The organism is Rhodococcus sp. P4_E4, from assembly GCF_056401575.1.
Genome location: NZ_JBFUJB010000030.1, coordinates 12137 through 25826, shown reverse-complemented (window position 1 = coordinate 25826; position 13690 = coordinate 12137). Strand labels below are relative to the sequence as shown.

The following is a 13690-nucleotide window of genomic DNA, read 5'->3' as shown; positions in this document are numbered from 1 at the left end:
GCACAGTTGTCTATTGACCTAACGGAGTGGGGCGGTAGTACTTGCCCTCGTGGTAGAGCAGCGGTGCGGCAGCGGATTCGTCGTCCTCTTCGGCGTGAACCCGCGTGACGAGTCCGATGACCAGCGTGTGGTCGCCAACAGGGATCAACTGGTCGACCTTGACGCGCATCCAGCTGGGGGTGCCGTGCAGAACCGGCTCCCCGGTGTCGAGCACTGCCCACAGTGACTCGTCTGCAAAACGCTGATCGGCGCTACGCGCAAAGCGCTGGGCCAGATGTTGCTGATGTTCGCCGAGAAGGTGGATCACCAAGGACTCGGCTGCCTTGAGCGCATTGATGCTCGACGACGTCTCCGCGATGTTGAACGAGACGAGCGGCGGCTCGAGGGAGACGGACGAGAACGAGGTGGCGGTGAAACCCACCGGGCCGGTACCCGAATCGAGGGTCACGACGGTGACACCTGCGGGGTGGCGGCGAAGCGCTGCACGGTAGTCACCGGCGCAGATGCCGGTGGACAACTCGGGCGTCGCTGCTACTTCGGGGACGTCGGGGGTGGTGTGGCTGGAAACGGCATTCGGCTTGTCAGACAACGGGAACTCTCCGGCTGGAACTCGAGGTGTGCGGTGTGGTCGAGGTGACTGCGCTCGGCATACACAGACATGCGTCGGTGCGGCACAGATCTACGTGTCGTCGACGCCAGTGGTTACCGGCCGGGGTCCTGGTTGCAGTGCACATGGTGCGTCCAACTATAGGTGGACGCACGTCTGAGTGGGTTCGGACCGGGTTGGCTGAAGTGCGTCAGTCCATGTCGACGGCGAGGCCGGCCGTGATTCGAAGGAGTTCGGAGTACGTCGTGCGAAAGACCGTGTTCGGGTGCCCGGCAGCAGCCCACAATTCGGGGTACTGCTCGAGGGCAGTATCGATGTAGGTGGGCAGGTTGGTGGGATGCCCGAGCGGAGCGACCCCACCGATCGGCTGGCCCGTTGCCGACTTCGCCATTTCCAGCGGCGCCCGCGTGAGCTTGCCTTCGAGGCGTTCGCCGGTGGCTTTCAGATTGACCTGATGTGCGCCGGAGACCAGCAGTAGGACCGGGTCGTCGTCGAGAAGGAACACGAGCGACTTGGTGATCGCGCCTACCTCCACCCCGACGGCCGCCGCTGCCTCGGCCGCGGTGTGCGTGGCTTCGGGCTGTGTGACGATGACGCCGTGGTGACCCCGTGAGATCAGTGTTTCGGCGACGTGCGAGGCGTTGGGGTGGAGGAGGCTCGTCATGAGTTCAGACTAGGACTAGTCGGCGTTCGCCACAGCTGGAGTCGGCGTCGTGTCGGTGGACTTTCGGTTGCGACGGATCGTGAAGCCGAACAGCATGACCGCACCGATCAGTGCGTACAGGAAAAGCGTCAGAGCAGGCTGGCCGACGCCGACGTTGTTGAAGTAGACGATGCTCCGCACGCCTTCGGTGCCGGCGCCGGGTGTGATCCATCGGCCGATGGCGGCATAGAACGAGGGAATCACGTTGGAGCCGAATGCGCCTCCCGCACTGGGATTGCCGAGAATCACGAAGACGGCGATAGCCAACGGGACTGCCAGAACGCCGATGGCAGCGCGCAATCCGAGTGTGAACATGGCGGTGCCGAACACCACGGCTGTTCCCAGGATCCAGAGTGGGAACCAGTGGCCCGCGAAAGTTCCGAGCACGTGTGAGGTGATGAGTGCGCCGAGGGCTCCCGAGATGATCGAGTAGATCGCGATCACGCCCGTGTGTGCGCTTGCCTGGCGGAGGGTCTTCGGCGCACCGATGAACAGTCCGATGGCTGCCGCAAGGAGATAGCCGCCGACGACCCAGCCGACCGAGAGGTAGAAGCCGGAGAGTCCGCGGTTGTCGTGTGCTCCGACGGGGATCTCGTCGCGGACGACGAACTGTCGGTCCTGCGTCGCCTCGACCTTCGTGAACACCGCTTCGAGTGATGTCGCGATGGAGCTGCCTCCCGCGCTCGCGGTGATCAGGGTGTCCGGTCCGGCCGGGTTGATGACAAACGCGCCCTGGATCTCGCGGTCGTTGATCATGCGGCGAGCGGTCGCCGTGCTGTCGACCACCTGAGCGTCGAGCGGGCTGCCGTCGATGGCGTTGAGTTTGTCGGCGATCTGCTGATCCATGCCGTCCGGTGTGCCCTGATCGGCGATGACCGCGATTTCGATGTCTCGCGGAGTCGGCTGATGGAAGGCGGCGACGTAGCTGAGGATGAAGCCCATCTGCAGCAGGAGCACGCCGACGAACAGCGCGGCCATCACCTTGGGCGCGCCGTATTTCACCAGCAGATTGTCGTGGTGGTGTTCGTCGTGGGTGGAGCTGTTGTCTGGTGCGGCGTGTGCCGGATGCGTAGTGGTCACGAAAGAGTCCTGATCTTGTCGAAAGTAAAGAGCTTGTCAATACCCGAGGTATTGAATACTCTAGGTATCGTGACTGAATCTCGTCAACCGGACTGGACGCCGGTAACCCGCCCCGGACGTGACGTGGTGCGGCAAAGACTGCTCGACGCTGCGGCGGAAGAGTTTGCGGAGCGCGGATTCAGTGCTGCACGTCTCACTGAAGTTGCTCGCCGAGCGGGCTTCACCAAGGGGGCTGTCTACTCCAACTTCGAGTCGAAACAGGATCTGTTCGCCGAACTGTTCGCGCAACGGTCTCTCGAACTGGCCGGCCGTGTGCTTGCCGAGATCGCCGGGATGAACCCGGCCGACGCGGCGGGCAAAGGTGGCGAGGCCATTGCAACGTGGATGGTCGACGACCCGGGGTGGTCACTGCTCGTCCTCGAATTCGGAGTGCTCGCCGGACGTGATCCGCAGATCGCTCAGGCGTACTTACGTGAGCGTCGCCACTTGCGCAGTCAACTCGTGGAGTTGATCGGTGAACGTGCCCGCGAATGGGGAGTGGACGATTCCTTCGATGTGCGGACCACTGCAATCTCGTTGATGGCCTTGATATCCGGGCTCGTTCTCGAGCACTCGGTGGATCCGGAAGAAGTTGATCAGAGCGTGATGGGTGCCGCCGTGACGGCACTCTTCGCCGGCGCCGTCGCACGGGCAGGATTGCCCGCCGTCTGAGTTGCTCGGTTGACAGGCAACAGATTTGAGAACTACCCTCTGGGTGCAGTACCTCGTTAGGTGAGGCTTCTGCACGAACACAGGCCACTGATCTCACGACGTCGAGAGACGCCCAAGGTTAGGACAGATCTCCCCGGCTTAAGGGGTGATCCAAAGTGGCTTCCCGGTCTTGATCGGGACACGTCGTGCAGTGCCAAAACTCGGACGTGGAGGTGTTTTCGCAGCTTGATGCCGGTTTCTTCCGGCGAAGGCGAGAGTACGTCGATATTCGGTTCTCCTGGCGTGTGCTGTGCGCATGTACTTTGTGTGGCGTCAACGGACGCCCCGAACTTTCAGGAGGTGGCCATCGTGGACGACCCGCCGAGTCGATATTCGACCCATCCTTCTGTTCTTACCGACGGTGCTCACCCCGGCATTTTGCTCGTCAGTCTCTGACCTTCGCACCCTCGGTTTCATCTGCGCGGCTTTGTCGCGTCCGCTGACGACTTCCGTTGTCGTTCAGCGCATTCTGCTGCCCTCATGCACTGGCACTGTCCCGTGCACGCTGGCAGTCGAGGAGATTCGTCATGTCATTTTCCGTTCTCGCATTGCGGCCACGGCCCACGAGAAACAGTGCACAACAAACACCTTCAACGGTCCTGGCAAAAGAAAGCGCACAGGAATTGGTCGACTACTCGGCCTCGGACACGCGCACCGTTCTCGCAGATCTGACCACGACGGCCAACGGCCTTCGTGACGATCAGATCGACGATCTTCGTCGGCGATACGGGCGCAACGATGTCCGCCACGACCGCCCGGCACCGGCGATCGTGCAGTTCGCGCAAGCTTTCAAGAATCCGTTCATCTTGATTCTGGTGTTCCTCGCCCTGATCATGGTCGGGACCGACGTGGTGTGGGCAGACCCGGAAGACGGTCCCTCCTACGAGGGCATCATCACCCTCGGGCTGATGATCTTTGTCAGTGTGTCCCTGAGGTTCTGGCAGGAATACCGTTCGACTCGGGCTGCCGAGGCACTCAAGGCCATGGTCACGACAACTGTCGCGGCCACTCGCAAGATCAACAACACCGTGGTCACGGCTGAGATTCCGATCGAGCAGCTACTGCCAGGTGATGTAGTCCAGCTTGCCGCAGGCGACATGATCCCGGCCGATGTCCGCATCATCCGGGCCAAAGATCTACAGGTCAATCAGTCAATGCTCAGCGGTGAGTCGATGCCGGCCGAGAAGTCGGCGGAACCGTCGACGGGGATCGACGTCGATCGGCTGCTCGAGGCCGAGAACATCGGATTCATGGGTACTTCCGTCGTGTCGGGCAGCGGCACCGCCGTCGCGGTGCACACCGGCAAGCGGACTTACTTCGGCGCCATGACAGCACAATTGGCGTCCAAGCGACCCGAAACCAGCTTCGACGTCGGGGTGCGCAGTGTCAGCTACCTGCTGATCAAGTTCATGCTGATCATGGTTCCCGCGGTGTTCATCATCAACGGACTGACCAAGGACTGGAGCCAAGCACTACTCTTCGGCGTCGCCACCGCGGTGGGGTTGACCCCCGAAATGTTGCCGCTCATCGTGACTGCGAACCTGGCCAAGGGTGCGCTCCACATGTCGCGCAAGAAGGTGATCGTCAAGCAGATCAACGCGATTCAGAACTTCGGTGCCATGGACGTTCTGTGCACGGACAAGACCGGAACTCTCACCGAGGACCGCATCGTTCTCGGTGAGCATCTCGATACTGCCGGACGTAAGTCCGAGGACGTATTGCGTCTCGCGGCAGTCAATTCCGTGAATCAGACCGGATTGCGCAGTCTTCTCGACGACGCGGTGATCGAGGCCGCCGGTCCCGAAGTGGTCGAGGAGATCTCGCGTCGGCACGGGTTGGTGGACGAGATTCCCTTCGACTTCAAGCGCCGTCGACTCTCCGTGGTGGTCGACCACGGCGACGCCGATCTGATCGTCACCAAAGGTGCAGTGGAAGAGCTCCTTTCGGTCTGTGAATCGGTGGAACTGGACGGGGTGACCCACCAATTGACGCCGGGATGGCTGGCCCGAGTCGACCGTCTGGTCGCGGAACTGAACGGTCAGGGCAAGCGAGTGCTTGCGGTGGCAACCAAGACAGTCGTCGAAGAGCAGCGCCGCGAGTACTCGACGGCCGACGAAGAGGGCATGACCCTGGTCGGACTGCTGGCCTTCCTCGACCCGCCGAAGGAATCTGCGGCCGGGGCGATCGAAGCCCTCGCGAGCCACGGAGTCGCGGTCAAGGTAGTGACGGGTGACAACGAACTGGTCGCCGAAACCGTCTGCGGCAAAGTCGGTATCGATGTCGGGACCGTGGTCTCCGGCGCCGAGATCGAAGCGTTGAACGACGACGCCCTCGACGAGTTGGTGCAGCGGACAACCGTCTTCGCGAAGACGGATCCGATGCAGAAGGCACGCATTGTCGAATCGCTGCGCCGGGTCGGCCACACGGTTGGTTTCCTTGGTGACGGTGTCAACGACGCACCCGCACTTCGGGCGGCGGACGTCGGCATCTCCGTCGACACAGCGGCGGACATCGCCCGCGAATCCGCGGACATCATCTTGCTGGAGAAGGACCTCGGCGTACTCGAACAAGGAGTCATCGAAGGGCGTCGTACCTTCGGAAACATCCAGAAGTACATCAAGATGACTGCGTCGTCGAACTTCGGGAACGTCTTCTCCGTGCTCGTCGCCAGCGCCTTGCTGCCGTTCATCCCCATGATTCCCGTAGTTCTGTTGTTGCAGAACCTGATCTACGATCTCTCGATGCTCACGATCCCGTGGGACCGTGTCGACGACGACTTCCTCGCGAAGCCCCGCAAGTGGGAGACCAAGAGCCTTCGCCGGTTCATGGTGTTCATCGGCCCGATCAGTTCGATCTTCGACATCTCGACCTTCGCGCTGATGTGGTTCGTGTTCGCTGCCAACTCTCCCGAGCATGCAGCGCTGTTCCAATCGGGTTGGTTCATCGAGTCGTTGATCTCGCAGACGCTGATCGTTCACATGATCCGCACCCGCAAGATCCCGTTCATCCAGTCGCGTGCTTCGCTTCCGGTACTGCTCAGCACGGGCGCCGCCTGCGTCTTCGCGCTGGTGTTCCCGTTCACGTCCTGGGGCCATTCCCTCGGGTTGGTTTCACTGCCGTGGAACTACTTCCCGTGGTTGGTCCTCACTCTCGCGGCTTACTGCGTCGTCACGCAGGTGGCCAAGGGAATGTTCATCCGTCGATTCGCGACCTGGCTCTAGGAGTTCACCGTGGAAATCCACGTCATCCTTGTGCGGATAGCGCTCGGACTCGTCCTCGGCGCTGCCGTCGGGATCGAAAGGCAATGGCGCGCAAGGATGGCGGGTTTGCGAACCAACGCGTTGGTGAGCTTGGGTGCGACGCTCTTCGTCATCATGGGCGCGTACGGGTTTCAGGGGCCGGACGCTGATCCGACGCGCGTCGCAGCGCAGATCGTCTCGGGGATCGGCTTCCTCGGTGCCGGGGTGATCATGAAGCAGGGAGCCTCCGTCACCGGCCTGAACACCGCCGCAACCTTGTGGGCCACGGCCGCCGTCGGCGCGCTGGCGGGCGGCGGAATGTACTGGGTGGCGGTGTTCGGTGCCGGTGCGATCATGTTGGCGAATACGTTGTTGAGGCCGTTGGGCCGGATGATGGATCACCAGCCTGCCCGCACCGGACGCGAGGAACCGCCGGCTGACTACACCTTCGAGGTGACCTGCCACGGTGACGCCGAAGCTCACATCAGAGGGCTTACCGTGCAGTCCATTTCGAGGCCGGAGTTCCAGCTCCGGTCAGTGCAGTCCTTCGACATCCCGGACAGCGACCGCGTACGAGTGGTCGCGGAATTGGCCGCAGCAGAGCGTGACGACGGACTCCTGGAATCCGCCGTCAGCCGGCTTAGCCTGGAACCGTTGGTGACTCACGTTCGCTGGGAGGTGGAGCCGTCGAAGTAGATTCGAGGTCTCGGTCAGCTAGCGTGCATGTTCCTGCGGCGCAAGAGAGTTCCCCGGTGCGATATTCGCGCAGTTCGACGGAGCAGGCTTGCCGGTGAATCGGTCGTCGATCCAGGTGAGCGCACCGGGGAGCCAGAGCATGGCGCCGAGGAAGTGGCTGATGGTGTCGTACTGGTCGTACTGAATCGGCAGGCCGGCGTCGCAATACTTGCGTGCGAGGGTACGGACGTCGCCCGTGATCATGACGCCGTCGCCCGCTCCGACGCCGGGGCCACCGGGTTGGGTGCCCTCGATGGTGCCGTTGGCTGCCTGGGCGATGAACATCGGAATCGTCGGTGTGGCTGCGGTGCCCATGTTGATCTTGTTCACGACATCGACGTACTCGGGAACCGTATTGGGATCGGCGTACTCGGGCTTGACCAGTTCCTGCCAGGTCAGACCGGGGTACTGTGCCAGCACATTGCCGATGGACGCGTCTTCGAGTCGAGCCATGACGTCGCGTCCACGGTCACTGAGATACTTTCCGAAATCGATGTCGTACGAACGCGCAACGCCGACGATAGCCATGCCGACGACGCCGCCCCACCCGATGCTTCCGCTCGCGTAGCGAAGGTTGTTAGCCGGATTGACCAGCACGCCGCCCTGCGCGGCACCGATCAAGTTGTCGTTGATCTCCGGTGCGTACGCGGGAGCGAGGATCGAAGCCCAGTTGGTGGCGATCGCTCCGCCGGAGTACCCCATCAGCGCGATCTCTGCGTCGTCGGTGATTCCGGTTTCCGGGACGTCTTTGGCCGCACGCAGAGCGTCGAGCGTCATCATCCCGTATTCGGGTCCGGCAGCGAAGTTTGCATCCGGGCCTTCGGTGTCCGGGACGACGATCGTGTAGCCGAGGGCGAAGAGCGGCCCGAACAAGGCTGCCTCGATGGACGTGAAGGTTCCGCCGACGTTGAAATTACGCCCACTCGGCGTCCAATCTCCGATCGGGGTGTTACCCGCGATAGCCCGCGACGGACTGTCGTCGGGGTTCAGTGAATCGTAAAAGGATTGGTACGAAACAACTTTGTCCGGTTGAGCGTTGGCCGGGCGCAGGATCGAGGTGACGTTGGCCGACGGCTGACCGAGGGCGTCGGTTGATCGGTAGAGAACCTGCACTGCCTGTATCGGGGTCGGGATGTTGAGAATGGTGTACGGCACGGTGCGAGTCTCGAGGACCGCGCCTGGAGCGTACGACGAGAGAGGCGCCGCGCCCTCGTAGCTGTAGAAACTGTCATCAGGGGACTGGGCAAGAGCCGGCTGCGCGAGTGCTGCCGGTGCACCGACGCCTGTCAGTGCAACCGCGAGTACTCCGACAACTGTGCGAGATAAGACCCTTGACGACATACTCGTCCTCCACATTGGTGTGCCACGCCCCACCCTGAGATCGCGGTGTGACGACCACCATATATTACTCGCGGGTAATGTGGGGATCGGTCAGATCGGGCGCAGGCTCGAGGTCTCGGCGTAGGAAGATTTCGGAGGGCTCGCCTGGGAGTAACAGAACTCCCGCGTCGGTGTATCCCATTGCGCGATAGAAGTTCTGGGCTGATTCGTCGGCGAGTGTCGAGGTGAGGACCTGCGAGTGTCCCGCGCGGCTCATGCGTTTTTCCCAATCTGTGACCAAAGCGCGCCCGATGCCTTGGCCGCGGTTCGAAGACAGGACGGTCAGCATGTTCATGAACGGAATCTCGTCCCAGAACAAGCCCCAGCGGAGCCATCCGATTGGTTTCCCGCTGTCCTCGGCGACGAGTATCCGGCCGCGTTGGATCACTGACGCGAGTTCCTCGGCTGCGATGTGTGAGTCGTGCTCACGTAAGAACGGCAAGTCTGTCTGCGCTGCGACGCGAATGTTCACCACAGAAGTCAGTATCGCCGTTCACTCGGAGTTGATGGCGTTCGGCTTGGACAGGTAGACGACTCCGGGGATGTGGCTGGGGTCCGGCGGCAATTGGGAGTAGCCCGCTCGGGTGTACACGCGAATGTTCCGCACGCTCTTGCTTCCGGTGAACAGCTCGAAACTTGTGGTGTGCTCCGGAGCGTTCTGTTCCACGTGCTGCAAGAGGCGTCGGCCGAGGCCGTTGCCCGCCAGGTCCGGTGCCACCATGAGGCGCCCTATCTGCCATGCGGTTCCGTCGGCTGTGCCGCGGACGGCCCCGACGAGTCGGCCGCCGCGTCGTGCGGTCCAGACAGTCGACTCCTGAACCCAGGCTCGGACCGTAGGTAGGTCCTCGTGGAGCGGGGGTATGTCCATGCTGTTGTTCGAGATTGCTTCCGAGACCCAGCAACAGCGTTGTAGAACAAGGATTTCCGCGGCGTCCTCGTCCGTTGCGCGCTCTATGACTATCTCGTTCAATTTCAGTCTTCGTTATCGACTTGTTCTTCACGAGGGAGATCGGACGCTTTAGGTGCGGCGGGGACCCATTCCCGGAGTGGTTGAACGACTTCGGAATAGAACACCTCGGCTGAACTTGTGACGCTGCTGATGAAACTTGCAGCAGTGCCCGCACGCTTGCTGCCGAGGGGGAAGGACTGTGTCAGCACGAATGAAGTGAGTTGACCGCCTTGCCCGTCCGTCAGTAGACGCGGTGTTGCTCGGGCCGATGTAAGAATCTCGCATGTCGACGCGGCAGGACCGGTGAATAACGCTTCGACCAACAAGTCCTCGGGTGCATTTTTCAATTGACGCAAAGCCCAAGTAACCCGTTTTCCTGCGGTACCTTCGTCAGGAGCGGAAACCGATGTACTGCAGCTCACTTTGTTGGTTCTCAAATCAGCGGTAACCCGTAACTCTCCGGCTGCGTCGGGGATCCGGAGGGTGGCGCTGAAGGTGCCGTCGTTCGCCAATTCATTGACCGTCAGCGCGGTACGCGCTTCCGCGTCGTTGACTACCCGGCGGGGCAACACATGTTTGACGATGACACCGAGATCAGCTGTGAACCGCAGCGCAAGATTTCGTGCGAGCGCGATCCACGACTGAGCGACCGCCGCTGCCTTCGGATCTCCAGGACGTAGAGTCCCGGCGCTGACGGAATCGCGTATCGATACCCAGTGACGACCCATGTCGACAAACTCCTCGGCCCCTGACTTGGGATGTTCGATGTACCGGAGAAATTCGCTGAGAATCCAACCTTGCAGAGGATTGTCGATTCCGCCGTGCGAGAGCACCATCCGGGCCTCGTGGATGACTTCTGCCCAAGACAGATGCCGCAGCGCAACTTTGGTGAGCTTGCGCTTGTCCACCTCGACGGGTAATTCGCCGGCGCCGGCAGGCAAGTCGTTGGACAGGCTGATCACGACGTCGTACTTGTTCTTCTTCGCGAGGTCGAGATAGTTTTCGAGCTGCTCTCGGGTATGGGTGCCTGCTCCAGTCTTTGCCTCGAGCAAACCGGTCCAGAGCCGGCTTCCGCGGGCGATGCGCCACACCGCATCCGGGATCACCCGAGATTCACCTTTGACGTAGGGAACTTCGACATAGCCCTCGAACGAGCCGGCCGGTGCGCCCACACGGGACGAAACCGCCCGCGCAAACAACGGAACCGCTTGCATCGTGGAAACCAATGCCGACGTCGTGCGTCGTTCTTGTTCCTCGCCGGTTCCGACGCCGATCACCGAGAAGAGTCGTGCAGGTTGCCAGGTCTCGGACTCGGCGTGCTTGAATTCGGGTAGTGGAGCCTTCTTGGGCACGGGCTTCGCTGTACGAACCCCGCGCTGCCGTGCGGGCTTTGGTGGCGTCGTGGGTTCGGTGACTGGTGGATCGGATTCCGATATCGGTTGGGGTGTCTCCAGCTCAGGTGACGACGGCTCCTCGACGGGGGCATCCTCGCTCACGTCGACTCCGAAGTCTTCGGCGAGCCCGGCGAGTCCTGAAGCCCAACCTTGGCCGATGGCGCGAAGTTTCCACTTCCCGTTGCGCCGATAGACCTGACCGAAGACGAAGGCGGTTTCGGTGGATGCGTCGGCGGTGACGTATTCGGCGATAGGAGAGCCGCCGGAATCGACCAGTTGGAGCGCAAGTTTGCCGAGGTCTCCGAAAGAGCCGGAGTCGACGCTGCCTACCAACGCGATCGCATCGACCTGTTCGGGTACAGCAGCGAGGTGGACGAGGAGGCGCTCGTGCGGGCCGGATTCGGCTTCGCGGCGGCCGAGATAGCGAACCGAGCCGTCAGCAGATTCCTGTTGGTTGTAGAAGACGAAGTCCGCGTCGGACCTGACTTTTCCGTCGGCACCCAGAAGCAATGCCGAGGCATCGACACCGAATTCCGTATTGTCCCAGGTGATCACGATGTCGATCTGATCGAGTTCGTCGGGGAGCTCGATGTTCTGGCCTTTGGACAGAAACTGGTCTTCCACGACTTTCCCCCTCATCACTGTGCACAATCGGATTTCGCCTCTTGATTGTGCCGGGGTGGGTCGAGATTTGTGCGGTTTCGCACCCGCAGGGCAATTGTTCACCCGCAGGCTGAATTTGACGCGCGGCTGAACAATTGGCGCGCGGCTGTGAATGCAGAGAGTTTCAATTCAGGCATAACAAACAAAACGCCCGCAACCAATTGGTCGCGGGCGTTTCGAGAAAGAACGTCAGACAGTTGCCGGAGTGTTCTCGTCCAACTTCGGATCTGCGTTCGCGATTCGCTTGTTGCGAATGAGGCTGCTGATGAAAGCAGCGCCGATCAAGAAGACACCGACCAGGCCGGTGATGATCTCGTTGATGTGAACGCCGATGGACACCATCAAGATGACGGCCAGAGCGCCGATGGCCCAGTGCGCACCGTGCTCGAGGTAGACGTAATCGGAGAGCGTGCCCTTGCGGACCAGGAAGACCGTGATGGAACGGACGAACATCGCGCCGACGAAGCCGAGGCCGAGGGCGATGATGATCGGGTCTGCGGTGATGGCGAATGCGCCGATGACGCCGTCGAAGGAGAAGGACGCGTCGAGGACCTCGAGGTAGAGGAACAGGAAGAAGCCGGCTTTGCCGGTTGCCTTCGCGAGCTGCGTGGGGCCGCCGGACTTGGCGGTTTCTTCCTCTTCGCCTTCTTCCGGCAGGTTGAACAGTTCACCCAGTCCGTTGACCGCGATGTAGGTGATCATGCCCAGAACGCCCGAGATCATGACGGTGGAAACCTTGTCGTCAGCAGCGAGGAAAGAACCACTGAGAACCAGGACGATGCCGGCCACGACGACGGAGAGCTGATCGAGCTTGCCGATGCGAGCGAGGGGCTTCTCCAGCCAGGACAGCCAGGTGATCTCACGCTCTTCGAAGATGAATCCGAGGAAGAGCATCAGCAGGAACATGCCGCCGAAGGCAGCGATCTGCGGGTGAGCGTCGGTGAGGATGGTTTCGTAGCTCGGCTCGCCGTTGGCGAAGTACGCGGCGTCGTCCGCAGGCGGGTTCAGTGCGAGGTCGAGTGCGGCTACGGGTCCGAGACCGGATGCAGCCCAGACGATCACGAGCGGGAACACCAGACGCATACCGAAGACGGCGATGATGACGCCGATGGTGAGGAAGATCTTCTGCCAGAATTCACTCATTCTTTGCAGAACAGTGGCGTTGATGACGGCGTTGTCGAAGGAAAGCGAGATTTCCAGAATCGACAGGATGATGACGAGGAACAGTGCCTCGGGTCCGCCGTAGATGAACGCAACGATCATCGCGAGGATCGAAATTGCGATGGATAAACCGAATATTCGCAGTACCACGGAGCGTGGCCCTTTCTAGTTGGTCAATGCAGAGTGGTTACTGCAAGCGGTCTCTCACCGCATCCGAACGTGAAAACGGGGAGGGTTCCACAGACTACTGCGGAACCTTCCCCGAGTCAGCTCGTCGAGAGCTAAGATCAGACGTTGACGCCGTAATCGCGCGCGATGCCGGACAGGCCGGATGCGTAACCCTGGCCGATTGCGCGGAACTTCCACTCTGCACCGTTGCGGTACAGCTCACCGAAGACCATGGCGGTTTCGGTGGAAGCGTCCTCGGAGAGGTCGTAGCGAGCGAGCTCGTTGCCGTTGGCCTTGTCGACGACGCGGATGTACGCGTTGCGGACCTGGCCGAAGGACTGCGAGCGAGCCTCTGCGTCGTAGATCGAGACGGGGAAGACAACGCTTTCGATCTCGGCGGGAACCGCTGCGAGGTTCACGTCGATCTGCTCGTCGTCGCCTTCGCCTTCGCCGTCCGTGTTGTCACCCTTGTGCTCGATCGAGCCGTCGGGCGAGCGGAGGTTGTTGAAGAAGATGAAGTGCTGGTCGGAGAGGACCTTCTTGTTCGAGCCTGCGCCGATTGCGCTGGCGTCGAGGTCGAAAGCAGCTCCGGTGGTGGAACGCGCGTCCCAGCCCAGGCCGACGACCACTGCAGTCAGGTTCGGGGCCTCCTTCGTGAGAGAGACATTGCCGCCTTTGGTCAAGCTGACGCCCATTCAGGGGTCCTTTCAAGAGGAGAGACAAGGCCCACTACGACGCGAAGTCGTCTTGGGAGTGTGTTTACCTCCACCACCCTAACCGCAGTTCCGGTGTGTTCGCCGTAACAGCAGAATTACGAACCGAGAAGCGAAGTGCTGGACCCGTAGGATTCAATCGTGGTGG

General features: G+C 61.4%; 12 protein-coding genes and 1 riboswitch. Of the genes, 3 read left to right on the top strand and 9 right to left on the bottom strand.

Going from position 1 to position 13690, the window contains the following annotated elements:
• Positions 1-10: 10 nt before the first annotated feature.
• The 3 genes from dszD to AC1DVN_RS28040 all read right to left on the bottom strand — a co-directional run bounded on the left by dszD (position 11) and on the right by AC1DVN_RS28040 (position 2390).
• Positions 11-589, bottom strand: coding sequence for an NADH:FMN oxidoreductase DszD (dszD, locus tag AC1DVN_RS28050; RefSeq protein WP_003941189.1), 579 nt, complete (start codon positions 587-589; stop codon positions 11-13).
• 208 nt (positions 590-797) lie between these two features.
• Positions 798-1271 carry a YbaK/EbsC family protein gene (locus tag AC1DVN_RS28045; RefSeq protein ID WP_019746727.1) on the bottom strand — a complete coding sequence of 158 codons (474 nt, stop codon included), beginning with the start codon at positions 1269-1271 and terminating at the stop codon, positions 798-800.
• A 15-nt stretch (positions 1272-1286) separates the two neighbouring features.
• A complete protein-coding gene (locus AC1DVN_RS28040) occupies positions 1287-2390 on the bottom strand; it encodes a membrane protein (RefSeq protein WP_003941129.1) in 1104 nt (367 codons plus the stop codon).
• Between the two features lie 126 nt (positions 2391-2516).
• Here AC1DVN_RS28040 and AC1DVN_RS28035 point away from each other — a divergent pair, with 126 nt between their 5' ends.
• From AC1DVN_RS28035 to AC1DVN_RS28025, 3 genes are all read left to right on the top strand, one after another.
• Positions 2517-3101 (top strand): TetR/AcrR family transcriptional regulator, encoded by a 585-nt coding sequence (locus AC1DVN_RS28035; RefSeq protein WP_029254386.1) that lies wholly within the window; start codon positions 2517-2519, stop codon positions 3099-3101.
• A gap of 45 nt (positions 3102-3146) precedes the next feature.
• A riboswitch (M-box (ykoK) riboswitch) is annotated at positions 3147-3320 on the top strand.
• Positions 3321-3667: 347 nt separating this feature from the next.
• The gene (mgtA, locus tag AC1DVN_RS28030; protein WP_080908868.1) at positions 3668-6361 is read left to right on the top strand and encodes a magnesium-translocating P-type ATPase; all 2694 of its coding nucleotides are present in this window, start codon (positions 3668-3670) and stop codon (positions 6359-6361) included.
• A 9-nt stretch (positions 6362-6370) separates the two neighbouring features.
• Positions 6371-7075, top strand: a complete 705-nt coding sequence (locus AC1DVN_RS28025; RefSeq protein ID WP_003941187.1) for an MgtC/SapB family protein — start codon at positions 6371-6373, stop codon at positions 7073-7075.
• 18 nt (positions 7076-7093) lie between these two features.
• On the opposite strand, the gene AC1DVN_RS28020 is transcribed toward AC1DVN_RS28025, so the two are convergent.
• From AC1DVN_RS28020 to AC1DVN_RS27995, 6 genes are all read right to left on the bottom strand, one after another.
• Entirely contained in the window at positions 7094-8455 is a 1362-nt protein-coding gene (locus AC1DVN_RS28020) for a lipase family protein (protein ID WP_041814613.1), read from the bottom strand.
• Positions 8456-8519: 64 nt separating this feature from the next.
• A complete protein-coding gene (locus AC1DVN_RS28015) occupies positions 8520-8969 on the bottom strand; it encodes a GNAT family N-acetyltransferase (protein WP_019746731.1) in 450 nt (149 codons plus the stop codon).
• 18 nt (positions 8970-8987) lie between these two features.
• Entirely contained in the window at positions 8988-9362 is a 375-nt protein-coding gene (locus AC1DVN_RS28010; RefSeq protein WP_254664999.1) for a GNAT family N-acetyltransferase, read from the bottom strand.
• A 104-nt stretch (positions 9363-9466) separates the two neighbouring features.
• Positions 9467-11461 carry a TerD family protein gene (locus AC1DVN_RS28005; RefSeq protein ID WP_477994525.1) on the bottom strand — a complete coding sequence of 665 codons (1995 nt, stop codon included), beginning with the start codon at positions 11459-11461 and terminating at the stop codon, positions 9467-9469.
• Positions 11462-11689: 228 nt separating this feature from the next.
• Complete coding sequence (locus AC1DVN_RS28000; protein ID WP_003941145.1) at positions 11690-12811, bottom strand: DUF475 domain-containing protein; 1122 nt, start codon at positions 12809-12811, stop codon at positions 11690-11692.
• A 137-nt stretch (positions 12812-12948) separates the two neighbouring features.
• Positions 12949-13524: a TerD family protein gene (locus AC1DVN_RS27995; protein ID WP_020906049.1), complete on the bottom strand. Its 576-nt coding sequence runs from the start codon at positions 13522-13524 to the stop codon at positions 12949-12951.
• Positions 13525-13690 lie beyond the last annotated feature (166 nt).

Coding starts and splice junctions, on each gene's coding strand:
- AC1DVN_RS28020 (WP_041814613.1), bottom strand. CDS start 8,455: ATGTCGTCAAGGGTCTTATCTCGCACAGTTGTCGGAGTACTCGCGGTT.
- AC1DVN_RS28045 (WP_019746727.1), bottom strand. CDS start 1,271: ATGACGAGCCTCCTCCACCCCAACGCCTCGCACGTCGCCGAAACACTG.
- AC1DVN_RS28010 (WP_254664999.1), bottom strand. CDS start 9,362: ATGGACATACCCCCGCTCCACGAGGACCTACCTACGGTCCGAGCCTGG.
- mgtA (WP_080908868.1), top strand. CDS start 3,668: ATGTCATTTTCCGTTCTCGCATTGCGGCCACGGCCCACGAGAAACAGT.
- AC1DVN_RS27995 (WP_020906049.1), bottom strand. CDS start 13,524: ATGGGCGTCAGCTTGACCAAAGGCGGCAATGTCTCTCTCACGAAGGAG.